Genomic DNA, 22,831 nt, shown 5'->3' on the forward strand with positions numbered 1-22,831 from the left:
GCGCCAGGAGGCAACACAGGTGGAGTCGAACGCGGGAAAGCCTCGGGGCCTGCTGTATCCCCGACCGGATCCCCGGCACTTCGAGCACGTCCGCGTCCTGCCCGCGGAGGACCTGCGCCCGTGGGTCGAACACTTCTGGGCCGTGCGATGGGACCTGCGCGGACAGCCGCCCTACCTCCAGCAGAGCCTCAGCCACCCGTCCGTGCACTGGGCCTTCCAGGACGGCACGTCCCGCGTGGGAGGCCCGCACCCGGGCCGCTTCTCCATCACGCTGGAGGGCCTGGGCGGCGTGTTCAGCATCAAGTTCCGACCCGGCGGCTTCTTCCCCTTCGTGGGCACGCCGGTGTCCACCCTCACGCGGCGCGCCGTCTCACCTGGTGCAGTGCTGGGCCCGGAGGCGCTGGAGCTGGAAGAGGCCATCCTCGCCACCGACGTCACGCGTGACGCGGACCAAGAGCGCATCGCCCTGGCGGAGGCCTTCCTGCGAGCCCGCATGCCCGCGCCGGATCCGAACGTGGCGCTTGTGCAGGGGCTCGTCGCGCGCATCCTGGAGGACCGCGCGGTGACGAAGGTGGAGGACCTGCTCACGCCCGGAGGCCCGGGCCTGCGCACGCTGCAGCGGCTGTTCAACCGCTACGTGGGCGTGAATCCCAAGTGGGTCATCCAGCGCTACCGCCTGCATGAAGCCGCGGAGCGGCTGCGTGAGACGCCGCCTCCGGAGCTTGCGCGGCTGGCGCTGGAGCTGGGCTACTTCGATCAGGCCCACTTCATCCGCGACTTCCGGCGCATCGTGGGCTGCACGCCCGCCGGATACGCCCGGCAGGCGGCGCGCTAGAATGTGTACTTCACGCGCGGGAACACCGCGAACGTCATGATGTTGGGCCCGAAGATGTAGCGCCCGAGCAGGTCCGCGCCCACGGAGAAGTGGTCGAAGGACGTGGCGTACTCCACGCCCACGCCCAGGCCCGCGTTGAAGGCGTTGACGGAGCGGCCTGGGTCGCCCTGGTCCGGATCCACCGGCGTGGGATCCAACCGCGTGTAGCCCGCCGCCACCTTGGGCGTCAGGTAGAAGCGGTTGGCCATCCGCACGTGGTACGCGGCCGTCAGGTCGCCGAAGGCCACCGTGAAGTTGTCGGACAGCGCGCAGACGTTGGAGTCCGGCAGGTAGCCCGCGAAGCAGTTCTGCGCGGAGGAGCCCAGCGCGAAGTGGGCGCCCAGCGACAGCCGCTCCGTCAAGTCATAGCCAATGCCCAACTGCACGTACGACTGCGCGTTGGAGTAGCTGTTCTCGCCGCCCACCGTGAAGAAGACCCCGACGTCGGTCTCGGTGAAGAACCCCCGGCGCGGCTCGAACGGCACGCCCTCCGGCGGCGTGGCCCCCAGGGCCGGCGTCGCCAGCGCGAGCGCGGCCAACAGCAGCGACTTCCTCACGACTCCTCCCGTCACGTTGTCCTCCTGCTCCCTCGCACGCCTGGCAGCAGTGGCACGGACAGTAGTGACGCCCGGCACGAAACGGCAGCGGGGAAAAATGAAAATGGCGTGGACCGTTTCGTCCACGCCATTTCGGTCTTCCAGTCTACGAAGTGCGCCCCGGACTACTCAGCGGCGTCCGCACCCGAGGGCGAGAACAGCCAGGGGTACGTCACGTTCACCACGCCGCCGCCCTTGGGCTCCGGGAACTTCCAGCGACGGATGCGGGAGATCATGCACTGCTCCGCCGCGGTGCTGCCCAGCGTGGACTCGGACACGCCGGCGTCCGCCACCGCGCCCGCCGGGTCGATGGTGAAGGCCACCGCGACCTTGCCGGCCAGCGACGGGTTCTTGTTCAGCTCCGACTCGTAGCAGTACTTGATCTCGTTCTGGTGCCGCCGGATGACCTTGGCGATGACGTCCTTGTCCAGGCCGCCAATCACCGTCGTCTTGCCGGGGATGACCTTGGTGACGGACTTGCCGCGGCCGCCCAGGTCGATGCCGCCGGACCCGCCCGTGCCCCGGCCGTTGCCCTGGGTGCCCAGGCCACCGATGCCCAGCGCAGTGCCACCACCGCCGTTGCCCGTGCCGCGCGAACCCAGGCCGCCCACGCCGTGCGCGTCACCCATGGCCGCGCCGCCCTTGAGGCCGCCCAGCGAGTTGTTGATGCCGGTGCCGATGCCGCCCGGACCGAACACGTCGGAAGCGCCACCCTTCATGCCCTTGAGCGCGCCGAGCAGGCCCACCTTGCCCACCACCTGGCGGTCCTTCTCCTTCTTGGACTTGTCCACCACCGGGGTGCCCGGCTTGGAGGGCGCGGCCTCCTCCTGCTTCGCCTCCTGCTTGCCGAACTTGCCCTCTTCGTCCTTGGCCTTGGCCCCCTCCTCCACGCCGGAGAGCTGGAGCTTCTTCGCCTCCACCTTCTTCTCCGGGGCGATGAGGAACTTGGCCACGCGCTGCTGGGACTCGAAGACGTCGTCCGCGGACTTCGTCTCCGTGTGCGGCGTCAGCACCATGGCGGTGACGAACGCCGCCGCAGCGAGGAGGCAGATGGCGGCGATCTTGAAGAAGCCGAAGTCGCGGTCGGACAGCGACGTCGCCAGGATGGCCGGCGACGGCTTCACGTAGCGCATCACGAACGCCACCGTGCCCAGCGACACCTCCGCCCGGTCATGCAGGCCCAGGGTGAAGAGCTGCTCCTGGTCCGGCGTGGCGGTGTTGAGCTGGCCCGCGGCGCGCAGCGCGTCCTTCGTGCGCACGTCGCCGTTGTTGGTGACGAAGACGCCGGAGCCCGCCGGAGCGCGCAGCTCCAGCTTGTCGCCCTTGCTCACCGCGAGCACGTGGCGCTTGCCCACCTGCGGAGAGAACACGGTGAAGGTGTTCTTCGCGCCCTCGCCAATGGTGACCGGCGCGCCGTCCTTGAAGTGCTGGACCTCCAGCATCTGGTCGCCCCAGAGCATGGACACCTGGAGCACCTTCGCGTCCGGCGTGGGCTGCGCGTCCCGGGGCAGAGGCTCCTGCAGGTGCGGCGGAGGCTGCGGCTTGCGGGCCGCGGCCACCTGGGCAGGCGTGGCCTTGCGCGCCGCCACCGGAGGCGGCGGAGGGCCGAACACCGGGGTGGACGTCACGTTCGGGGACACCTGCGTGCCCAGCGCGCCCGCCGGAGCGGAGCGCGGCGTGCTCACCGTGCCCACCACGTTCGTGGGCGCGGCGTTCATCGCGGGCCGCTGAGGCGGAGCCTGCCGCATGTTGGGAGGCACCGGAGCCGCGTGCGACACCGGAGCCGAAACCGGAGCCGGGTGGGCCACCGGGGGCGCCGGAGGCATCACCGGGCGCTGCTGGAACACGCCGGGCTGCGCCACCGCCGCCGCCGGAGCCACCGGCCGCGGCGCCTCACCGAAGAGCACCTCCACCCGCGAGGTGCCCACCGTGAGCACATCCCCGGGCTTGAGCGCCGTGGGGATGATGAGCTTCTGCCCGGACACCTGGGTACCGCCTTCACTGCCCAGGTCGATGGCTGTCACGGAGCCATCGTTGTCCACCTTCAGCATCACGTGGAGGTTGGACACGCGCGGATCCTGAATCTTCACCGCCGCCTGGGCGCCCGACCCCACGATGACACTCTCCGCCTCCGAAACCGTCTCCTGGATGGAGCCGTCCGGGGTGGTGATCCGAAGCGTCAATCCGTTTTTTCTCGCCGCCGCCATGAAGTTCTTCCTTCTTCCCTTCCCGTCCCGAAAACGTTCAACGCCACCTGTGCCGTCTAGAGATTGTCCGCAGACTTCTGAAGCTCCGGGTCGAAGTTCTCCCGGACCTTGATGAGGCTTTGGAAATCCGTCTTCTTGCGGTTGAGGACATAGGAGCCCTCCGGCTTCGTGAGCTCGCCCTCCACCGCCACATCCGTGAAATCAATCACCGTCTTCTTGCGGTACACGGTGCGATCCTCCTCCTGGATGATCTTCACCGAGTCCTTGCCGTCCTGCGCCAGGGCGGGAGCCGCCACCCCCAGCCCCCCCACCATCACCATCGCTGCCAGCAGTCGTTTCATGTGATGTCTCCGCCAGGCCCGCTTCGCGAACTCCATTGCAGGGCTCGCACCAACTCCAAGTCCCTGGATTCTAAGGGAGCCGCCCGGCCGCTTGCACCTGGGCGGCTAAAGGCGGGAAGAAAGTTCTCATCCCTCCCGCCGGGACGACTGTTGTTTCTTCAGGGCGTCGGAGCAGGCGTTGGAGCCGTCTGTCCATTGCCGGACGCATCGTCGGACGCGGGGGCAGCCGGCTCTTCCGCCGGAGCCTCCTGCTCGGGTGCGCTGGTGTCCTGGGGCAGCTGGTTCATCACGGACGAGCCCGCGCCCCCGGTGGCGGCGGCGTCCTTCTTCTCCTCGCCATCGGCCTCCGCGGTGGCGGCCGGAGCCGGGGCCGGCGGTGGGTTCTTGAGCATGTTCTGCAGGCCATTCACCTTGGCGGTGATGAGCTGCTTGTCCTGATCCGTCGTGGAGGACAGCTCCTTGCAGCGGTCCAGGAACGCGATGGCCTTCTCGAAGCCCGTGCGCTCGGACGCGTACGCCCAGCCCGCGCCGCACACCGCCTCCGGCTTGTCCGCGGAGCGCGCGAGCACCTTCTCGAACGCCTCGCCCGCGGCGACGCCCTTCTTCGGATCCAGGCCCTTCTGCCCGTCCAGCGCGTACGCCAGGTACAGCTGACCCTCCAGGCCGTCCGGCTCCAGGGACAGGGCCTTGGTGAAGGCCTTCTCCGCGCCCGCGTAGTCGCGGTAGCTCAGCGCCAGGGCGCCCAGGTTGAGGTGGCCGGGCGCGAAGTTGTCATCCAGCGACACGGCCTTCTGGAACTGGGCCAGGGCGCGCGGGCGGTCGTCCATCTTCAGGTAGATCATCCCCAGCGTGTTGGAGATGGCCGGGTCGTCCTGCGCCACCTTGCGCGCGTTGATGACCAGCAGCTCCGCCAGGCGGTACTGGCCGCGGTCGTACGCCACCAGCGCCAGCGTCTTGTACGCCTCCGGGTTGTCCTTGCTGCGCGCGAGCACGCGCCGGCCGGTGGCCTCCGCCTCGTCCAGCTTGCCCGCCAGCCGGTACGTCGCGGCCAGCGCGTTGAGCACGGGCTCGTCGTGTTCATGGCCCGGCGTCTGGAGCGCCTTCGTGTACAGCGCGAGCGCCTCGTCCAACTGGCCCGCGTGCCGGTGCATCAGCCCCAGGTTCATCACGGACGGCGTGTGCGCCGGGTCCAGGGTGAGCACCTGCTCGTACGCCACGCGGGCGTCCGCCGGGCGGCCCTGCTTCTCCGCGATGACGCCCAGGTTGAAGCGCGCGTTGAGCGCCTTGGGCTGCTGGTTGACGACGGCCTCGAAGCCCTTGCGAGCGGCGTCCAGGTCACCGGCCTCGTAGGCCTTCAGGGCCTGCGCGAACTGGCCGTCGGCGTCGCCCTTCTGGGCCAGGGCGGACGGAGGCGCGGCGGCGGGGACCACGGCGGCGGGCTTCTCCACCGCGTTCATCGCGACGGGCGTGGGCCTGGGGCCCGTGGCGCAGGCCGTGGTGAAGGCGAAGGCGAAGGCCCCCGCCAGGAACATGCGCTTGGTGCGAAAGCCGTTCATCCCCGTCGTCCCCGTCCCCTTCAACTGGCTGCTGATGTCGATGCTGTGGTTCGTCTTCACGGCCGCACCCCCTCGAGCGACGCGGTGGGCTCGGACTTCGCGGGCTCCGAGCCCTCTTGCGTGGCGGGCTTCGTTCCCTCGGCGGGCACGGCTTCTGGCGCGGGCGTCGTCGCGGCGGGCTTCGGCTCCACGGAGGCGCTGATGGGGCCGTTGAGGTCCTTCAGCACGCCCGAGGCGATGCGCGAATCACTGCTGCCCCGGTAAGTCACCGGCTTCACCTGGGCGTAAGCACCCGGGCGCAGGCGGTTGATCTGATCCTGCGCGGCCAGCGTCCACTCGCTGTAGATGCCCAGCTCGTAGGCCTTCTGGAGCCCCTTCTCCAGGGCCTCGCTGGACTTGTCCTCCAGCGGAAGCGCCAGGTTCTCCAGCTCGCCGCGGTACATGCTGAGCTGCTCTTCATCCAGACCGGACGGATCCGGCGAGTCCATGATGTTGCGCGCGAAGTCCGCGTACGCGAGGCCGATGCGGGTCAGCGCCGCGATGCCCCACTCGCCGGAGCCCGTGGCGAGCACCGCCGCGTACTCCTTCTCCACGCGCTGCATCTCCTTCTGCTTGTTCGTCAGATCGCGGCGGATGGTGGAGACGCGCGTGAACTTGATGTCCGAGAAGCGCTTCCACGTGGGCTCCAGCGCCAGGAAGCGCGCGTGGCCGTACGCGTTGAGCACCGCGGTGTCCTTGCGCACGCCCTCCGCGAGCTTGCTCCAGCCGCGCACCAGCTCGTCCTGCGCCTTCTCCTGGCCGCGCACGTCCTTCATCTTCTGGTACGCGAGCAGCTCGTGGTACCGCGCCAGGTACGCCTGCCCCGCGGCGGTGCGCGAGTCGCGGCCATAGTCCTCCACGAACCGGTTGAAGGCGCGGGCCGCGTCGCCCCACTTCTTCTCCTTCTCCCAGACGAGGCCGATGGAGAAGGCCACCTGCGGCACGTCCTTGCGGTCCTTGAAGCGCGCCAGGTAGTTGTTCCACGCGGTGACGGCCTTCTGGGACTCGCCCAGGCCGTCGTACCAGACACCCGCGTTGAAGAGGGCGTCCGCCACCCACTCGCCCGCCGCGTCCACCTGCGCCTTGAGCTCGGCGGCCTTCTGCGCGCGCTTGGAATCCGCGTCCTCCGCGGCGCCCGGCGTGTCGTCCTTCTTCGCGACGGTGGTCGCCTTGGCCTTCTTCTCCTTGTCCTTCTTCGACTGCGTCTCGCGGGCCTTGATGGCCGCGTCGTACTCGGCCACGAAGGACTCGGACATCGCGGCGGCCTTCTTGAACTCGGCGACCTTCTCGTAGAGGCCGGACAGCGTGTAGCGCGTCTGCAGTTCGAAGCTGCTGTTCGGGTACTCCTTGAGGACGCGCTCGCCGGCGGTGATGCCCTTGTCCACCTCACCGGCCTCCTGCGCGATGACCATCGCGTAGGTGAGCGCGCGGTCCGCGTTCTCCGACTTGGGGAACTCCGTCACGAAGGTGAGGAACTCCTCGGCGGCCTTCGCCGGGTTCTTCTCCTTCTTGTAGATGACCTCATCCACGTACTTGTACTGGCTGCCCTCCACCACGCGGGCCACGCGCAAGGCGAAGTCGGAGCCGGGCTTGGACAGCTTCTTGTTGCCCAGGAACTTGCGCGAGAGCGTGTTGAGCTCCTGCCACTCCTCGCGGCTCTCCAGCACGTACATGGTCAGGTCCGCGGCGTCGCGCGAGCGGCGCTCCTCCGGGAACTTCTCGATGATCTCCCCGAAGCGGCGGGCCGCGTCCACGAAGTGCGCGCGGTCGTAGAGGATGACGGCGGCCTGGTAGCGCAGGTCGATCTCATCCTGGTTGCCCGGGTAGAGGGTGTTGTACGTGTCGCACGCGGCGACCAGCCGGTCCTCGAACTTCGTGAGCGGCTGCTCGGCCTGCTCCTTGGCGTCGCGCTTCACCAGCTTCTGCTTGGCGACGTCGCCCTTGTCCTTCTTCTCGTCGACCTTCTGGCCGTCCTTCAGGTCGCTCTTGGCGATCTGGCCGCGCTCGATCTTGACGAGCTTGTCGTAGGCGAGCACCGCGTTGTACGAGGCGCTCTTGCGGTAGGCCTCGTTGGAGACCTCCTTCGCGGAGTCGCGGTCCGGGATCTTGAACGCCACCACGGCGTCGTACTCACCGGCGGCGGCCTCCCACTCCTCCAGGGCCCAGAGGATTTCCGCGTAGAAGAAGCGGATGTTGAAGGCGGAGTCCGCCACGAACTCCGGGTTGTCGCTGGAGGCGAACGCGTCCACGTACTGCTTGTAGATGTCGCGCGCGAGCCGGTAGGTCTCCACCTGGCGCGTCTTCTGCGCCTCCTGGTGGTACTCGGTGACCATCACGCGCATGGCCTCTTCGGTCACGCTGAAGGCGTTGCGCAGCACGCCCGCGTTGCTGGCGTTGGCGGTCCACCACTCGCCACCCGGGCGGTAGAGGTCCACCATCCGCTTCATCTCCTTGCGGACCTGCTGGCGCTGGCGCAGGCCTTCGAACGCACGCACCACCGCCTGCTGGTACTCCGGCGCGTTCGCACCCATGGGCGAATCGTCGATGAGCGTGCGGTACACCAGGATGGCGCTGTCGAAGTGGCCCGCGTCCACCAGGCCCGCGGCCGTCTTCGCGAGCAGCCGGCCCTGGCGCTTCGGCGGAGCCTTCTGCTTGAAGTAGGCGAGCGCCTCCTTCGGCTGATCCAACTGGACGTAGAAGACGGTGAGGTCGTTGAGGGCCTCCGTGCGCAGGTCGCCCAGCTCCTCGCCGCGCTGGCTGGCGTAGTCCACCACCTCGTGCAGCTTCTTCAGGCCCGCGTCCAGGTCGCCCGCGTTGAAGTCACACCAGGACAGCTTGTAGGTGGCGTAGGCGTAGATTTTTGGCACGCCAGAGGCGCGCGCCTTCTCGTAGTTCTCCTTCGCGGGCGCGAGCTTGTTGTTCTCGAAGTAGTGGTTGCCCAGCTGGATGTACGCGTCCGGGACGAACTGCGACTTCGGGAAGTCGCGGATCAGCTCCTCGTAGCGCGCCACCGCGTCCTCGCGGCGGTTGAGATCGTAGAGGTTGTAGCCCAGGGAGAAGAGGACCTCGTCGCGGGCCGGGTAGTCCGGGTACTCGCTGAGGATGGCCTCGTAGATGCGCATCGTCTCCGCGCGGTAGCGCTCGGAGTCGCGGTGGTCCTGCTCCGGCGCGGTGGCCTTCTCACCGCGCGCCACGGCGGCGTCGTAGGCCTTCTCCGCCGTGAGGAACTTCTCCATCTCCAGCTGGTAGAGGTACTTGGACTTCTCCCAGTAGAGCTCCGACAGGCGGTACTGCATCTCCGCCTTCTGCGTGGAGGTCTCCTGCAGCTTGGGGATGAGGCGCTTGAAGCCTTCAATGGCCTCGTCGCGCTTCTTGTCCGCGAGCGCGTCCTTCTTGGAGTCCGCGATGCGCGGCATGTCCGCGAACTTGGCCGTGGCGGGCTTCACCCGCGCCGGGCCCTTGCGCATGTCCTGGGGAGCGACGCCGGGCGGCAGCTCCGCCTTCTTCTCCGCCTCCTTGTCCTTCTTGCTCGCGGCCTCGGCCTTCCTGGCCGCGGCCTTCGAAGAGGACTTCTTCGTCGCCACCTTCCGCGGCGGTGCCGTCTCCTCCGCCGCCTCCCCCACCCCACCGGCCGCGAGCGCGACGCCCACCGCCAGTGCACCGAACCGAAGAACCACCTTCATGCGAGCTCCTGGAGAACCGCGCCTCGCCTGCCTGGGAAAACTTCTGCCCAATTGGGAGGGACGACGGAAAGTAGACGCGGGTACCCAGATTGAGAAGTGGCCCGGAACGTGCCTTGTGCCCCGGCGTACGCGATCACGCCGAGCCACCTTCCAGGACTCAACATCACGCGAAGAGGCCCCGTCCCCGTGACAAACGCACGGTGGCGGGGCCTCTTGGGGTGCTTCTCACGGCGGCCGGGTGCGCCCGGCTCCTACTTGCCTACTTCTCCTGGCGAGCGGGGCAGCCCCGCTTGAGCGTGTACTGATAGTAGCCAATCTCGTCGATCCAGAACTCGCCCTGGAAGCGCCAGTAGTTCCACGCCGCGCCGGGCATCTTCGGGCGGTAGAGCGACTGGCGGGAGAGCAGCGCCTTCTGGTCCACGCCCTCGGAGAAGAGGTCCTTCTCATCCAGCGCCGTCTGCACGCGGATGATCTCCGCCTGGTCGGAGAAGGTGCGGAGGTTGTCCGCGGCCTCCTTGATGCGGTTCTTCGCCAGCGTGCCGCCCACCTGGAGCAGCGTGGTGCGGATGTCCTCCAGCGACGCCACCGTCTGCGCGGCGAACGGCGTCCCGCGCCACGGGCCTTCACTGATGGCGCGCTTCTCCTGGTCCACGCGCGACAGGGTCCGCATCACTTCACGGATGCGCTCGTTGTTGCGGATCCACAGGTAGACGGCGCGCGGCAGGCGGCGGTTCTCGGAGGCCACCAGGTTGAAGGCGTTGATGGGCGCCACGTCCTCGCCGGTGAAGGGCTCCAGCTGCTTGGCCATGGGGCCGTAGCGCTCGTCGAACGCGGCGAGCGTCGTCTTCACCTCGTCGTAGAGGCACGAGTAGTAATAGACGGTGGCCTTGAGGATCCACGACTCGGGCTGGAAGGCGCCCTCGAACTGCGGCGCGTGCAGCGCCTGGAGGCTGCCCAGCGCGCCGCCGAAGTCCTCGTTCTGGAAGCGGGCGAAGCCGTTCTCGAACAGGGCCTGGTCCCAGAAGCGCGCGTAGCGGGGCACACCTTCGTACGCCTTCACCGCGTCCGCGTACTCACCACGGCGGTAGTGCACGCGGCCCAGCGCCAGCAGCGCCAGCTCGCGCGTCTCCGGCAGCTCCACCTGCGGCTCCTTGGTGTGGAGCACGGCCTGGAACGCGGCGATGGCCTCCTTGTCCAGCGTCTCCCCTTCCCCGGGACGCCCCGGGAAGCGAGGGTCCGCGAGCACGGTGCCCAACAGGTAGCGGGCCTTCGCGTAGACGCGGCTGTCGGCGGGCACGGCCTCCAAGAGCGAGCGGGACTCCTCGAAGCGCATGCGGCGCTGGCTGGCGGTGCCGACCAGGTAGTTGATGCGCGCGAGCACCTCCTTGGGCAGCGTGACCCACTGGTCGCGCACCTCGTCGGTGTAGGCCTGGTTCAGGATGCTGGGGATGAGGTTCTGCTCATCCAGCCGCTGCTGCATGTCCACCAGCCCCTCGATGGCCTTGAGGTACGAGGGGTGCGTGGGGCCGGCGTTGACGATGGCCGCGTAGGAGATGAAGGCCGCGACGGGCAGGTCCTTCTTGGCGAAGGTCTGCGCCAGGTAGAACTCGGACTTGCCCTTCAGGTCCGCGTCCTCCCCTTCCGCCAGCCGCGCGAAGAGGGGGGCGGCGGTGTCGAGCTTGCCTTCGTTGAAGGCGGACAGCGCGCGGTTGTAGGTGCCCACGTCCTGCTGGGCGAGGGCCACCGAGGGCACGGCGAGGGGCCCGAGGACGACGAGGAGTCGGAGCAGTCGGGACATGGTTAGAAGAGCACCGAGAAGCCAGCGTAGAAGCTGACGTTGTTGAGGACGTCCGACGAAGGCTCGGCGACGAGGTCCCTCCCGAGGATGATGTCCTCGCGGTAGTTCTTCTTCGTCTTCGGGTCCACGCCGTCGAACTTCGCCACCTTGCAGCTGCCGCTCAGGTTGAGGCCGTCGAAGGGCTGGTTGGCGGCACGCGCGGCCTCCAGCGCCTCGAAGTCCGCCAGGTTGCAGCCGTCCACCTTGTCCACGCGCGCGGTGTAGATGAGGTCGCGCACCTCCAGGCGGAGGGCGTAGTGCTCACCGAACTGCACGCGGAAGCCGCCGCCCACCTCACCCAGGAACTTGTTGCCCGTGTCGCCGAAGCGCGCGGGCACCTGGTACGTCTGCCCGTCCACCTCGTTCGCCACCTCCGGGCGGATGAGGTGGCGCGTCTTGCCGATGCCCGCGCCGCCGCTGAGCACCAGGCTGAACTGCGCCAGCGAGTTGTTGAAGAAGGCGAACTTGCCGTAGAGCGGCGTCACCTCCACGCCCGCGTGCGCGCCCCACTGGAGCAGGAGCGACGACGCGGCCTGCGCCTGCTCCCGCACCTTGTCGATGAGCTCCAGGTTGAAGTCGCTCTCGTCGGAGTACCAGTTGTACTGGCCGCCCACCTGGAGGGCGAAGTTCTCCTGCAGGTGGTAGACGTAATTCAGCGCGGTGCCCACGTGGTTGGTGAACTTGCCGTTCACCTGCACGGCGGCGGGGTACAGCACCAGCTCGTGCTTGCCCTCGTCCGCGAAGCGCTTCTTCTGGACGATGTGGACGTTGACGTTCGGGTTGTAGAGCGGCGCGCCGTTCACCAGCCGCTGCTGCTGCGCGTCCGTGGTGCGCGGCGCTTCACCGGTGTCCAGCACCGGCGCGTCCGTGGGCGGCGTGGCCGGAGCTTGCGCACTGGACGGAGCGCTATCCGCGGCGTCCTCGTCGGTGACGGCGGGCGCGGACGGAGTGGCCGGCGCGGCTTCAGGAATGGACTGAGGCACGGCCGGCGCGTCGCGCTCGGTGCGCTGGCGCTCCGGCGGTTCGGCCGGTGAAGGAGAGGCCGGCGCGGTCGCATCCGGCCCCGGAGCGGCCGGCGGCTGCGCCGGAGCGGCGCCTTGCGCGAACGCGAGGGCAGGCACCGCGGCGACGAGGAGCGCGATGGATCGGAAGGGTCGCATAGGAATGGGTCAGAAGGAGAAGGTGTAGCCGAGGTCGAACTGCACCAGGTGCGTGAGGCCTGGGCTGCCGGCGGGCTCACCGGTGGTCCGGCCAGCCTCCCAGTCGTCGCGCAGCAGGTTCACGCGGTAGCTGTCCTCGAAGATCCAGTCGCGCAGCTCCAGCCGGATGCCGTGCTGCTCCTTGATGAAGAAGCGGAAGCCCAGCGCGGCGGACACCACCGGCGCCACACGCGACTCCTTCACCCAGTAGTTCTCCGTGGCGCTGCCCCGGTCATCCACGGCCGTGCGGTTGTCACAGACGCCCGCGGCCCGGTCCACGACCTGGCTGCACTGGATGACGGACTGGCGCTTCAGGTTGGTGAGGCCACCACCCGCCCAGAGGTACGTCTGGAAGTGCACCGGGATGTCCGCGACGAGGCTGATCTTCCCGTAGATGGGCGCCCACCGCGCGCCGACGACGCCGTGCAGGTTCATCCGCCACATGTCCTCCAGCTCGTCCGTGACGCGCTTGTCCTCGCGGTCCAGGAAGGACTCGGAGATGGAGCGCGCCAGGCCCGTCTGGCGGCTGACGGCGTAGCCCGCGCGCGCCTCCAGCGCGAACGTGTCGAACAGGTTGTAGGCCAGCCCGACGTCGAAGAAGTAGTGCGCCGTCAGATGCGTCTGCACTGGCAGGCCCACGGACAGGGACAGCTCCGGATGGCCCGCGGGCTTGTAGAGCCGGTTGCGGACGACCGCCGAGTCCAGGACGCCGTCTTCCTGTGCGGCGGCGCCGAGAGCCGTCAGCGAGAGGCTCAGCGCGGCGAAGACGCGAAGCGTGCGTGCGTTCATATCTCCTGCCCGGCCCGGGGGTGGGCCGTTGGGTGATCCGGATGGCAACCCGTCTGCTTGGACGGCGAGGCTCCGGCGTGGGACAGCGATGTGAGCACGGCGCCCATTCACCGCAAGCGGATCCCAGCGGCAGTCGGTAAAGTTTTCGCCCTTTGCCCCCAGGGCGACCAGCACTCAACGTTTCCGCACGGATGCGAGGCCTCCCGCCCCACGCGCACGCGCGCACACCGCGCCCGGAAACGACGAACGCCCCGCCCGGCGACCCGAAGGTGCCGGAAGCGGGGCGTCGGACGGGGCGCGGTGAAGCGCCCCGGCGTCAGTGGCTGCGAACTAGCGCGCGGCCTTGTGCTGCGCGCGCATGGCCACCTTGATGGAGGGGCGCACGATGACGATGCCGTCGTTGTGGCCGGCGACCGCACCCTTCACGAGCACCAGGCCCTTCTCCACGTCCACGTCCACCACGGTCAGGTTCTGCGTGGTGACGCGGTCGACGCCGTAGTGACCCGGCATCTTCTTGTTCGGGTACGTACGGCCCGGCGTCTTACGCTGACCGATGGCGCCCGGGTGACGCTGATACTCGTGCGTACCGTGGGTCTTGGTCTGCGAACCCTTGAAGCTCCAGCGGCGCATGACGCCGGAGAAGCCGCGGCCCTTGGTCACGCCGGTGACGTCCACCAGCTCGCCCTTGGTGAACATGTCCGCCTTGATGGCGTCGCCCACGTTGAAGCCCGCGGCCTCCTCGGCCGTGACGCGGAACTCACGCAGGTGGCGGCGCGGCGTGGCGCTGGCCTTCTTGAAGAAGCCGAGCTCCGGCTTGTTCAGGAGCTTCTCGCGGATTTCGCCGAAGCCCACGGTCACCGCGGAGTACTCATCCTTCTCCGGGGTGCGCTTGCCGACCACCAGACAGGTGTTGACGTCGATGACCGTCACCGGAACGAGGTTGCCCTCGTCGTTGAACACCTGGGTCATGCCGATCTTCTTGCCAATCAGACCCTTCACGTCGTCCTCACAGCGAGCGCCCGTGGCGCTGAAAGCCCAATGAATTCAATGAACTGGCCTACACGCGTACCCGCGGCCGCCAGGAAGCGGCGCAAGATAGCAAACACGTCCCCTACGTCAAGCACCAAGGGTGGGCGTACCCCTCACTGCGCGACATCCAACCGCGGGTAGAAGGGGTTGAGCTGCCCGTCCGCTATGCGCTGGGCATACACCTCTTCGCCGAGGAGGAACAGGGCCTGATCCAGATAATCTTCCGCCCCCTTGATCTCCTCCTCCTTGGTGGCGATGGCCTGGTCGAGCTCCGCCATGCGGGCGTCGTGCTGCTGCTTCTGCTCCTCCGCGGCGTCCTCCAGCTCGATCAGGCGCTTGTGCGCCAGGATGCCGGCCGCGCCGGGCTGGCCGGGGGTGGGCGTGAGGGAGGCCGCCAGCTGGGCCTCCCAGTCCTCCACCTCGCGCGCCAGGCGCATCTGGGCGATGCGGTTCTTCTTGAGGTTCTGCTTGGCGGCGTCCAGCTTCACCGGATCCTGGGTGGTCATCTCCAGGTCCGCGAGCTTCGCCTCCAGCTTCTTCAGGCCCACGATGGCGTAGCGCAGGTCGGCGCGGCGGGTGGCCAGCGTCTTGCGCAGCCCCTTCACCTTGCCTTCCACCGCCGTCACGGCCTTCTGGAACTTGCCGGTGATCGCCTTCTGGGCGCCGCACTCGTCTTCGTGCTGCGCCAGGAAGTCCTGATAGGCCACGTCCTCGTCGTTCATCTCCGCTTCCAGCGCCGCCAGCTCGTCCCGGCGCGCCTCCAGCACCTCTTCGGCGCGGTAGACGCGTTCCATGGAGCGGGGGCAGTTCGGCTTGCCCGGGAGGACGTCCCGGGCCAGGTCGCCGAGCTGGAAGATGAGATCGTTGTAGCTCTCCTTCGCCATGGGCGGATTCATACGCCCAAGACGCCAGGACTGTCACCGGCCGAGCGCATTCCGAGCGCTCGGCCCCGGGCTTTGGCCTCAGGAATCCGCGGGAGCCGCGACGGCCTGGGACTCGCCCCGCCGCACCGCCGCCAGGGCCCCTTCCGCCAGGGCGAGCAGCTCCCGGGCGCGGTCCTGCTCCTCGGTCCGGTTCAGCTCGCACACCCAGGCGGAGGACAGGTCCGCGTGCTGGCGCGCCATCTCCGCGGTTGTCTCGTAGCGAGCGGCCGAAGCGCGGGCGAAGGCCCCCTCCCGGCGCAGCTCCAGCACCGTGTCCGGATCCAGATCGATTTCTTCTGGAGGCACCGGCAGCGGTCCGCGCCCCAGCGCCGCCAGACGGGCCAGGAGCCGTGATGCATGGGCGCGGCAGAAGGCGGCCAGCACCATCAGGCGCGCCCGGACTCGCGCGTCGTTCATGCGCTCCGCCAGCCCCGTCATACGACGGGCCGACACCACTTCTGCTTCCCACGCGGCGGCCAGTGCGGCTGCCAGCCGGGTATGCCTCGCTCCCATCAGCGTCCCTCCCCCACCCTCGTGAGACGCAAGCTAGGGACGCTGTTGGTGCAATTCAACCGACCGCGCGAGCAACCATCCAATAAAGCCCCACTCCCACGAGACAGATGGATGACAGGCGCACAACCTTCGAGTGCAACTGGGGCCTGCGCTGAACGATTCGCAGCACGGGAACCAGGAAGGCCACCACCGCCGCCTGCCCTACCTCCACCCCCAGGTTGAAGCCCAGGAGCGCCGGCACCACGGCCGTCCCCACCCCACGGCCGCCGAGCACGCTCGCGAAGCCCAGCCCATGCACCAGGCCGAACAGGAAGGTGAGCCCCGCACGGTGCCCGTGCTGGCGCAAGAGCAGGTTCTCCAGCGCCATGTAGAGGATGGACGCGGCGATCGCGGCCTCGGCCCACCGCGTGCTCCGCGCGTCCAGCGTCACCCAGCCCAGGGCCGTGAGCCCCAGCGTCAGTGAGTGCGCCAGCGTGAACGACGTCACCAACAAGAGGATCCGCCGGAACGAGCCGCCCACCAACAACACTGAGAAGAGGAACAGGAGATGATCCGCCCCGGCCAGGATGTGGCGGATGCCCTCGCCCACCCAGCCGGCGAAGCCGCTCACCGCCTCGGGCGCGACCTCCATTTCATGGGCGTGGGCGGCGGCCGGTCCCAACAGGAGCAGGGCCAGCAACACCACCCGGGCTGCGGGGAACGGCTTCATCGCGCGAAGGAGCCTGCCCTCCGCGCGCCCTGCCCGTCCACTACTCGCGCACGAACTCCAGCTGCACCTGGTGGCGGCCCGAAAGCCCGCCGTGGTGCGCGCCGCAGCGCGGACAGACCATCGGCAGATCCCATTCCCACTGCGCCTGCACCTCGTCCCCGCAGCAGACCATGGGGAGCGTGCGCAGCATCTCCTCGTCCGGAGGCAGCGGCCGGGGCAGCGGCTCCGGCGCCACGGAGACGAAGGTGGGCCGCGGGTTCTGGGACAGCGTGCGCTGCACGTACGCCAGCTGCTCGTACCGCACGTGGTTCGCCCACGCGCGCGCCATCTGCTCCACGTGCGCGGACTGATCCGGCGTGAGCCACGCGTCCGGCAGCGCGCGGTGGCCGCAGTACAGGCAGTGCCACGCGGGCAGCTCCTCGGGCGTGTACGCCTCGTGGAGGTTCTCGAAGGGGAAGTAGCCCGCGAGCAGCCGCTGTAGCATCCCCGCGTCGTGGCGGCTGGGCCGCGTCTTGAAGGAGCGCTGGCAGCGGGGACATTCGCGCCGCACGAAGCCCGCCTTGTCCCGCGGCAGCTCCAGCCACGCCATGTCCAGCTCCGGCACGTTCATGCCAGCCCCCGCCGGCGCCCCAGCGACGCGACGGCCAGCACGAACGCGATGACCGAGAACACCAGGAGGAGGTGCACCCACTGCCCCTCCGTTGAACCGGTGATCAGCCCCATCACCCACAACACCATCAAGATGATGCCCATGGTCCAGTACACGCCACGCCTCCCGCCACACAGGGCCCCGAAAGTCAGACCGGGCCCAAGCTAGGAACGCGGAGGCAGCGCGGCAACAGGCGGAGCTTTCTGCAGGGTCAGGTTGGGAAACAAACTTCCCAGGCCGGGCATTTTTTCCGGATGCCGTGGGCCATGCCGGTCCTGTTTCAGCCCTTCTCTTAAGGATCCGTGAGGCAGCTGGCGCACGCTACGTACGCTGGCACGTTGCCTGCTTAGCCGCTGGGTGTGGGCGAGTCAGCGGGCGCGGGTGGTTGGGCGCCAGGGGAGGGCGAGATGCGGGGTTGGACGGTGGCGATGGCGGCGGCGGTGGTGCTGATGGGGACGAACGCGGTGGCGTTCCCGGTGCAGGTGCCGGTGGGTGCGCAGGGGGAAGCGCCGGACGTCGCGGCCCTGAGGGCGCAGCTGGCGGAGAAGGACGCACAGCTCAAGGCCGCCCTGGCCCGGTTGCAGCACTACGAGGACGAAGCGGACTACCTCCGCGCGGAGCAGATGGGCGTGGCCGAGGCCGTGCGCGCCTCCGGGCTCCCGGAGCGGCAGCAGCGCCGGCTGGCGGTGGCCATCGTCCGCGAGGCGGAGCGCAACAACCTGGATCCGCTGCTGGTGGTGGCGCTGATCCGCTGCGAGTCGTCCTTCAACAACTACGCGGTGTCCGGCGTGGGCGCCATGGGCCTCATGCAGGTGATGCCGGACACGGGCAAGTACCTGGCGGAGAAGTCCGGCTGGCGGCTGGGCCGCCACACCAACCTCTTCGACTTCGAGACGAACGTGAACCTGGGCACCGCGTACCTGGCGGACCTCATCAACCGCTTCGGCTCCGTGGAGGGCGCGCTCGTCGCCTACAACGCGGGTCCCGGGCTGGCCAGGCGCATCCTCGCCAAGAAGGAGAACCGGGTGAAGTTCATGGCCGGCTACCCCGCCAAGGTCGTGAAGGAGTTCCGCAAGCTGAAGGCCCAGCAGGAGCGCGCCATCAGCCTGCGTGCCGGGCAGACGACACCCGACCGCAAGGGTTGACCGCTGCGTGACACGCGCTCCGCTCGCTCGCCAACACTCCAGCCGAAGTTGCATGCCCGCCACTGACCTGATCGCCGGTGAAGGTGCACTGTTCGGCTCCGGCTGTGCACCCCCACCCCCCGGTGGGAACCCGGACCACCCCTGTGGTCCGGAAACGTGCGGCAGCCGCCATTACATCGCGAGCTGCACACACGTGCATACCTCAGCGGGAGCGCGGATCATGACGGGGCTTCAGATTCATCGGGAGGAGGAGGCGGCGGGTCGGATCACGCTGCGCTTGGAAGGGACGCTGGACGGCCGTACGGCCCAGGAGCTGCGCAACTCGCTCCAGGCGCTGGGCCAGAGCGAGGTCGTGCTGGACTTCGCGCATCTTCGTGAGTTCAAGGACAGCGCGGTGGGCATCCTGACCCACGGCCTGAAGGACGGCGCCGTGCAGCTGCGCGGGCTGGCCACGCACCACGAGCGGATGTTCCGCTACTTCGGCGTGCTGTCCTCGCCGACGACGCACCGGGCGTACTACACGCCCGAGGACATCCTCTCCGTCTGAGACTGGGTGGCCCTCCGGGCCGCGTGCATCCCCGGCAAGTGCCCGCGCCTCCAAGGCAGGCGGGCATCCGGCGAGGAACACGGGCGGCCTGGAGGGGTGCCGGCGGGCGTTCGCCTGGGCTAGAGTCCGCGCCCAGATGACCCAGCCCGCTCGCGTCCTCGGTCCAGTTCCCTCCCCTGCTTCCGCGCGCGCGGTGATGGAGCGGCTCGCCGCCCAGCTTGGCCGCGCCGTGCAGGGCAAGCCGGAGGAGGTGCGGCGCGTCGTCACCTGCGTGGTGGCAGGCGGGCACCTGCTGCTGGAGGACATGCCCGGCGTGGGCAAGACGACGCTGGCGGAGGCCCTGGCCCGCGCGTGCGCCCTGTCCTTCTCACGCATCCAGTTCACCGCGGACCTGCTGCCGACGGACATCCTGGGCGCGCAGGTGTTCCACGCGCAGACGGCCACCTTCTCCTTCCGGCCCGGGCCGCTGTTCCGGCAGCTGGTGCTGGCGGACGAGCTCAACCGCGCGCCCCCGCGCACCCAGTCCGCGCTCCTGGAGGGCATGGCCCAGGGCCAGGTGTCGCTGGACGGGCAGACCCACGCGCTGCCCTCGCCCTTCACCGTGGTGGCCACCCAGAACCCGGTGGACTTCTCCGGCACCTATCCGCTGCCGGACTCGCAGCTGGATCGCTTCCTCGTGCGCCTGTCGCTGGGCCACCCGGCGCCGGACGTGGAGGCGCGCCTGCTCACCACGCGCGGCGCGGCGTCCCCGCTGCCGTCGGTGGAGGCGGTGACGGGGCCGGAGGAGCTGGCGTCGCTGCGTGAGTTCGCCCAGGACGTGAAGCTGGACGCGGCGGTGGCGGACTACGTGGTGCGGCTGGCGCGGGCCACGCGCGAGCACGGCGACCTGGAGCGCGGCGCGTCCACCCGCGCGGTGCTGGCGCTGGGGTCCGCGGCGCGGGCCCAGGCGTTGTGGGAGGGGCGCGACTTCGTCACCCCCGGCGACGTGCGCGCCATGCTGGTGCCCTGCTGGGCGCACCGCGTGCTCTTGAGGAGCGCAGTACAGGGCGTGTCCGCGCGGGACGAGGCGGCGCACCTGGTGGAGGAGATCGCCCGCAAGGTGGCGGCGCCCCGGTGAAGGCCCCCGCCCGTCCCCCCTTCAAGGCGCGGCTGCGCGCCCTCCTCCGTCCACCGCGCACGCTGTCGGTGACGAAGACGGGCCGCACGTACCTGGTGGTGACGTTTGGCGTGGGGCTGGGCGCGCTCAACACGGGCAACAACCTGCTCTACCTGCTGCTGGGCCTGCTGCTCAGCATGGTGGTGGTGTCCGGCGTGCTGTCGGAGCGCTGCCTGCGGGACCTGACGGTGCGCCGGGTGGGCGCGGACGCGGCCTTCGCGCGTGAGCCCTTCGCCTACCGCTGGGCGGTGTCGCGCAAGAAGGGGCACGGCTTCGCGCTGACGCTCTCCGAGGACCTCTCCCCGCTCACCGGCACCGGCAAGCTGGGGCACCTGTCCGCAGGTAAGGAGCACATCGTCCGGGCGGACCTGGCCGCGCCACACCGGGGCCCCGTGCGCCTGTCCGGCGTGCGCGTCACCACCACGTGGCCGCTGGGCCTGTTCGCCAAGACGCGCGTGTTCTCCCTGGAGGGAATGCTGCTCGTGTATCCGCGCCGCGGCTACGCCTGCAAGGAACCGGGGCCCGCGGAGAAGGGCCCCCGGGGCGAGGCGGGCAGCCCGCGCCACCTGGACGGCACCGGCGACGTGGCGGGCCTGCGCGAGCTCGCCGCGAACGAGGACGCGCGCCGCATCCACTGGCTGAAGAGCGCCGCGGCGGGGCGCCTCCTGAAGGTGGAGCGCGAGCGCGAGGAGCGCCGCGTCTGGAAGCTCGCGCTGGAGACGGGCCTCACGGGCGACGCGCTGGAGCGCCGCTGTGAGGAGGTCGCCGCGCAGGCGCACCAGCTCCTGGACGCCGGGCATGAGGTCGGACTCCAGTTGCCGGAGCGCGCGCTGCGCCCGGCTGCGGGGGCTTCGCAGGAGCGGCGCATCCTCCAGGCGCTCGCGTGGGTGGGCTTCGAGGGCGCGGACGCAGGGACGGACTCCCGGGAGGCCGCGTGAAGCGCCCATTGAGGCTGCGGCTCATCCTGCGCGACCTGGCGGTGGGCTCCGCCTTTGGCGCGATGGCCCTGTCCGGCCAGCTTCCCGTGTGGGTGCTGGGCGTCTTCATCGGGGCGCTGGTGCTGGCGCTGTGCGACGTGCGGCTCGTCGCGCGCTTCTCCCGCTTGTCCGCGCTGGGGCTGCTGATCGCGGCGGTGCTCCTGGGCCTCCAGCTGACGGCCGGCGCGATGAACGCGGTGGTGGCGGCGTGCGCCTTCGCGAGCCTCATCGCCGCGCAGCGGATGCTGTCCACGCCTGACGCCGCGGCGGAGGGCCAGACGCACCTGACGGGACTCTTGATGGTGGCCGGCGGCGCGGCGCTGTCGGGCGACATGTCGTACGCGCTGTTCCTCATCGCCTTCGGGGTGCTGGCCAGCCTGTCGCTGGCGCTGGGCGTGGTGGAGGCGGCGGTGCCAGACGGCGAGCCCGTGCCGGTGCGCGCGGTGCTGCGGCCGCTGTCCACGGGCGTGATGTTCGCGGTGGCCGGCGCGGTGGCCTTCTTCGTCCTCTTCCCCCGCCTCAACTGGGCCATGGTGGGGCCGCGTTCGGCGCCGGGCTTCGGCGCGGTGAGCAGCGCGGGCTACTCCAACACCGTGCGGCTGGGCGGCGCGGGCACCATCAAGGGCAACCCGCGCGTGGTGCTGCGCGCCACGCTCACGCCGGATCCAGGCCGCGAAGCGCTGGACGCCTACTGGGTGGGCCGCACCTACGACACCTTCGACGGCATGGAGTGGACGAACGTCGTCGGCGCGCAGCAGACGGAGCGGCAGATCACCCTGCGCCCCGCCAGCGACACGCTCCTCCACCAGCGCATCGAGCTTCTGCCAGCGTACGGCGCCCGCACGCTGATTGCCCTGGAGATGCCCTCGCGCCTGGGCAACGCCAGGGCCCATACACCCACCGGCACCCGGTACAGCCCGGTGCAACTCCAAGGCGGGGGCGAGGTGCGCTTCACCGTCATCGCGCCCTCGTACACCTACGAGGCCTACAGCCTGCCGCCGGACACGAAGGCGGGCCTGTCCCCTGGCCTGGTCCAGGCGGAGCGCGACCAGCTCCTGGCGCTGCCTGATCACCTGGATGCGCGCGTCGCCCAGCTCGCGGCGCGGGTGCTCCAGGGCGAGAAGGAGCCGCTGGCCGCGGCGCGCAAGCTCGCCGCCTTCCTGCAGCGGGACTACGCGTACACGCTGGAGCAGGCAGGCACGCCGGAGGATCCGCTGGCGGAGTTCCTCTTCGTGCGCAAGGCGGGCCACTGCGAGCACTTCGCCACCGCGCTCACTCTGATGCTGCGCACGCAGGGCATCGGGGCGCGGCTCGCCACGGGCTTCTATGGCGGCGCGCGCATGGACGGCGGCTACCTGTTGCGCGCGGGCGACGCGCACGCCTGGACGCACGTGCTCGTCCCGGGGCGGGGTTTCATCACCGTGGACGCGACTCCGCCGTCGAACCGCCCGAGCCAGGGCTCCGCGCTGCTGGAGAACCTGCTCGCTTTCTATGAAGCAGTGGAGGCGCGCTGGCGCAACTCCGTCGTCGACTACTCCTTCCGCGACCAGTTCGAGATGGCGAGCGCCCTGGTCCGCCCGCCGCGCCGTCCGGCCGGTGCCCCCGCGAACCAGACGCCCAGCCGCCTGCCCCCGCCGCGCGCGTGGGTGACGGCCGCCGTCGTGGCCTTTGTCGTCTGGCGCGCGGGCCGCTTCGTCTCCCGCTGGACGGGCCGCGCCCCGGTGCTGGAGGCCACGCGCTTCCTCGACCGGGTGGACGCGGTGCTCCAGAAGGCCCAGGTGCCGCGCGGTGAACACGAGACGCTGGAGGACCTGACCACGCGCCTGGCGCGCGAAGGCCATCCGCTGGCGCTGGCGTTGACGCCCCTCACCCGCCGCTACCTGGAGGCCCGCTTCGGCGGCCGTGCCCTGCGCGAGGGCGAGGCCGAGCACCTGCTCGCCACCTTGCGCCGCGCGCTGGATGCGGAAGCCGCCCGTCGAGCAGTAAAGCCGGCCGGACAGGCGGGCCCTACCGCCCGCGCCTCCTGAGCGGAAGAGAAGTGCCCTCCGGACGGAAGCGGGCT

At 69.8% G+C, this 22,831-nt stretch carries 20 protein-coding genes; 6 read left to right on the forward strand and 14 right to left on the reverse strand.

The features are described 5' to 3' along the window. Positions 1 to 19 precede the first annotated feature (19 nt). Positions 20 to 835, forward strand: coding sequence for a helix-turn-helix domain-containing protein (locus tag D7X30_RS39505; protein WP_120568154.1), 816 nt, complete (start codon positions 20 to 22; stop codon positions 833 to 835). Here the strand turns inward: D7X30_RS39505 and cglE are convergent. From cglE to D7X30_RS39575, 14 genes are all read right to left on the reverse strand, one after another. Further along, positions 832 to 1,431, reverse strand: coding sequence for an adventurous gliding motility protein CglE (cglE, locus tag D7X30_RS39510; protein ID WP_120568186.1), 600 nt, complete (start codon positions 1,429 to 1,431; stop codon positions 832 to 834). The genes D7X30_RS39505 and cglE overlap by 4 nt on opposite strands. A gap of 164 nt (positions 1,432 to 1,595) precedes the next feature. Further along, positions 1,596 to 3,677 carry a TonB family protein gene (locus D7X30_RS39515; protein WP_120568155.1) on the reverse strand — a complete coding sequence of 694 codons (2,082 nt, stop codon included), beginning with the start codon at positions 3,675 to 3,677 and terminating at the stop codon, positions 1,596 to 1,598. 56 nt (positions 3,678 to 3,733) lie between these two features. After that, complete coding sequence (locus D7X30_RS39520; protein WP_120547342.1) at positions 3,734 to 4,018, reverse strand: hypothetical protein; 285 nt, start codon at positions 4,016 to 4,018, stop codon at positions 3,734 to 3,736. A 158-nt stretch (positions 4,019 to 4,176) separates the two neighbouring features. Further along, positions 4,177 to 5,634, reverse strand: a complete 1,458-nt coding sequence (locus D7X30_RS39525) for a tetratricopeptide repeat protein (RefSeq protein ID WP_120568156.1) — start codon at positions 5,632 to 5,634, stop codon at positions 4,177 to 4,179. Continuing rightward, positions 5,631 to 9,296 (reverse strand): tetratricopeptide repeat protein, encoded by a 3,666-nt coding sequence (locus D7X30_RS39530; protein WP_120568157.1) that lies wholly within the window; start codon positions 9,294 to 9,296, stop codon positions 5,631 to 5,633. The genes D7X30_RS39525 and D7X30_RS39530 overlap by 4 nt, the downstream gene beginning before the upstream one ends. Before the next feature lie 259 nt (positions 9,297 to 9,555). After that, a complete protein-coding gene (locus tag D7X30_RS39535; RefSeq protein ID WP_120568158.1) occupies positions 9,556 to 11,094 on the reverse strand; it encodes a tol-pal system YbgF family protein in 1,539 nt (512 codons plus the stop codon). Positions 11,095 to 11,096: 2 nt separating this feature from the next. Then, positions 11,097 to 12,293, reverse strand: a complete 1,197-nt coding sequence (locus D7X30_RS39540; protein WP_120568159.1) for an outer membrane beta-barrel domain-containing protein — start codon at positions 12,291 to 12,293, stop codon at positions 11,097 to 11,099. Between the two features lie 9 nt (positions 12,294 to 12,302). Beyond that, a complete protein-coding gene (locus D7X30_RS39545) occupies positions 12,303 to 13,121 on the reverse strand; it encodes an outer membrane beta-barrel domain-containing protein (RefSeq protein WP_120568160.1) in 819 nt (272 codons plus the stop codon). A 330-nt stretch (positions 13,122 to 13,451) separates the two neighbouring features. Continuing rightward, positions 13,452 to 14,120 (reverse strand): 50S ribosomal protein L3, encoded by a 669-nt coding sequence (rplC, locus tag D7X30_RS39550; protein ID WP_120568161.1) that lies wholly within the window; start codon positions 14,118 to 14,120, stop codon positions 13,452 to 13,454. Between the two features lie 143 nt (positions 14,121 to 14,263). After that, a complete protein-coding gene (locus D7X30_RS39555) occupies positions 14,264 to 15,034 on the reverse strand; it encodes a hypothetical protein (protein WP_120568162.1) in 771 nt (256 codons plus the stop codon). 78 nt (positions 15,035 to 15,112) lie between these two features. Further along, positions 15,113 to 15,526: a hypothetical protein gene (locus tag D7X30_RS39560; protein ID WP_223743187.1), complete on the reverse strand. Its 414-nt coding sequence runs from the start codon at positions 15,524 to 15,526 to the stop codon at positions 15,113 to 15,115. A 115-nt stretch (positions 15,527 to 15,641) separates the two neighbouring features. Then, positions 15,642 to 16,295, reverse strand: a complete 654-nt coding sequence (locus D7X30_RS39565) for a HupE/UreJ family protein (RefSeq protein ID WP_120568163.1) — start codon at positions 16,293 to 16,295, stop codon at positions 15,642 to 15,644. Between the two features lie 40 nt (positions 16,296 to 16,335). Then, positions 16,336 to 16,905 carry a hypothetical protein gene (locus D7X30_RS39570; protein ID WP_120568164.1) on the reverse strand — a complete coding sequence of 190 codons (570 nt, stop codon included), beginning with the start codon at positions 16,903 to 16,905 and terminating at the stop codon, positions 16,336 to 16,338. Next, on the reverse strand, positions 16,902 to 17,048 hold the full coding sequence (locus D7X30_RS39575; RefSeq protein WP_370052078.1) for a lmo0937 family membrane protein: 147 nt from the start codon (positions 17,046 to 17,048) through the stop codon (positions 16,902 to 16,904). The genes D7X30_RS39570 and D7X30_RS39575 overlap by 4 nt, the downstream gene beginning before the upstream one ends. A 303-nt stretch (positions 17,049 to 17,351) precedes the next feature. Between D7X30_RS39575 and D7X30_RS39580 the strand changes: the two genes are divergently transcribed. The 5 genes from D7X30_RS39580 (at position 17,352) to D7X30_RS39600 (ending at position 22,796) form a co-directional block, all read left to right on the forward strand. Then, on the forward strand, positions 17,352 to 18,089 hold the full coding sequence (locus D7X30_RS39580) for a lytic transglycosylase domain-containing protein (protein WP_120568165.1): 738 nt from the start codon (positions 17,352 to 17,354) through the stop codon (positions 18,087 to 18,089). Between the two features lie 220 nt (positions 18,090 to 18,309). After that, the gene (locus D7X30_RS39585; protein ID WP_120568166.1) at positions 18,310 to 18,636 is read left to right on the forward strand and encodes an STAS domain-containing protein; all 327 of its coding nucleotides are present in this window, start codon (positions 18,310 to 18,312) and stop codon (positions 18,634 to 18,636) included. A 136-nt stretch (positions 18,637 to 18,772) separates the two neighbouring features. Further along, positions 18,773 to 19,753 (forward strand): MoxR family ATPase, encoded by a 981-nt coding sequence (locus tag D7X30_RS39590; RefSeq protein WP_120568167.1) that lies wholly within the window; start codon positions 18,773 to 18,775, stop codon positions 19,751 to 19,753. Then, positions 19,750 to 20,730 (forward strand): DUF58 domain-containing protein, encoded by a 981-nt coding sequence (locus D7X30_RS39595; RefSeq protein ID WP_120568168.1) that lies wholly within the window; start codon positions 19,750 to 19,752, stop codon positions 20,728 to 20,730. The genes D7X30_RS39590 and D7X30_RS39595 overlap by 4 nt, the downstream gene beginning before the upstream one ends. After that, positions 20,727 to 22,796, forward strand: coding sequence for a DUF3488 and DUF4129 domain-containing transglutaminase family protein (locus D7X30_RS39600; protein ID WP_120568169.1), 2,070 nt, complete (start codon positions 20,727 to 20,729; stop codon positions 22,794 to 22,796). The genes D7X30_RS39595 and D7X30_RS39600 overlap by 4 nt, the downstream gene beginning before the upstream one ends. Positions 22,797 to 22,831 lie beyond the last annotated feature (35 nt).

The sequence above is a fragment of the Corallococcus sp. AB011P genome, from assembly GCF_003611605.1.
Taxonomy (GTDB): Bacteria; Myxococcota; Myxococcia; order Myxococcales; family Myxococcaceae; genus Corallococcus; species Corallococcus coralloides.

Excerpts from the sequence above, each read along its gene's own strand:
- D7X30_RS39515 (WP_120568155.1), bottom strand. The coding sequence starts at position 3,677 with ATGGCGGCGGCGAGAAAAAACGGATTGACGCTTCGGATCACCACCCCG.
- D7X30_RS39520 (WP_120547342.1), bottom strand. The coding sequence starts at position 4,018 with ATGAAACGACTGCTGGCAGCGATGGTGATGGTGGGGGGGCTGGGGGTG.
- D7X30_RS39530 (WP_120568157.1), bottom strand. The coding sequence starts at position 9,296 with ATGAAGGTGGTTCTTCGGTTCGGTGCACTGGCGGTGGGCGTCGCGCTC.
- D7X30_RS39535 (WP_120568158.1), bottom strand. The coding sequence starts at position 11,094 with ATGTCCCGACTGCTCCGACTCCTCGTCGTCCTCGGGCCCCTCGCCGTG.
- D7X30_RS39540 (WP_120568159.1), bottom strand. The coding sequence starts at position 12,293 with ATGCGACCCTTCCGATCCATCGCGCTCCTCGTCGCCGCGGTGCCTGCC.
- D7X30_RS39545 (WP_120568160.1), bottom strand. The coding sequence starts at position 13,121 with ATGAACGCACGCACGCTTCGCGTCTTCGCCGCGCTGAGCCTCTCGCTG.
- D7X30_RS39555 (WP_120568162.1), bottom strand. The coding sequence starts at position 15,034 with ATGGCGAAGGAGAGCTACAACGATCTCATCTTCCAGCTCGGCGACCTG.
- D7X30_RS39565 (WP_120568163.1), bottom strand. The coding sequence starts at position 16,295 with ATGAAGCCGTTCCCCGCAGCCCGGGTGGTGTTGCTGGCCCTGCTCCTG.
- D7X30_RS39570 (WP_120568164.1), bottom strand. The coding sequence starts at position 16,905 with ATGAACGTGCCGGAGCTGGACATGGCGTGGCTGGAGCTGCCGCGGGAC.
- D7X30_RS39575 (WP_370052078.1), bottom strand. The coding sequence starts at position 17,048 with ATGGGCATCATCTTGATGGTGTTGTGGGTGATGGGGCTGATCACCGGT.
- D7X30_RS39580 (WP_120568165.1), top strand. The coding sequence starts at position 17,352 with ATGCGGGGTTGGACGGTGGCGATGGCGGCGGCGGTGGTGCTGATGGGG.
- D7X30_RS39585 (WP_120568166.1), top strand. The coding sequence starts at position 18,310 with ATGACGGGGCTTCAGATTCATCGGGAGGAGGAGGCGGCGGGTCGGATC.
- D7X30_RS39590 (WP_120568167.1), top strand. The coding sequence starts at position 18,773 with ATGACCCAGCCCGCTCGCGTCCTCGGTCCAGTTCCCTCCCCTGCTTCC.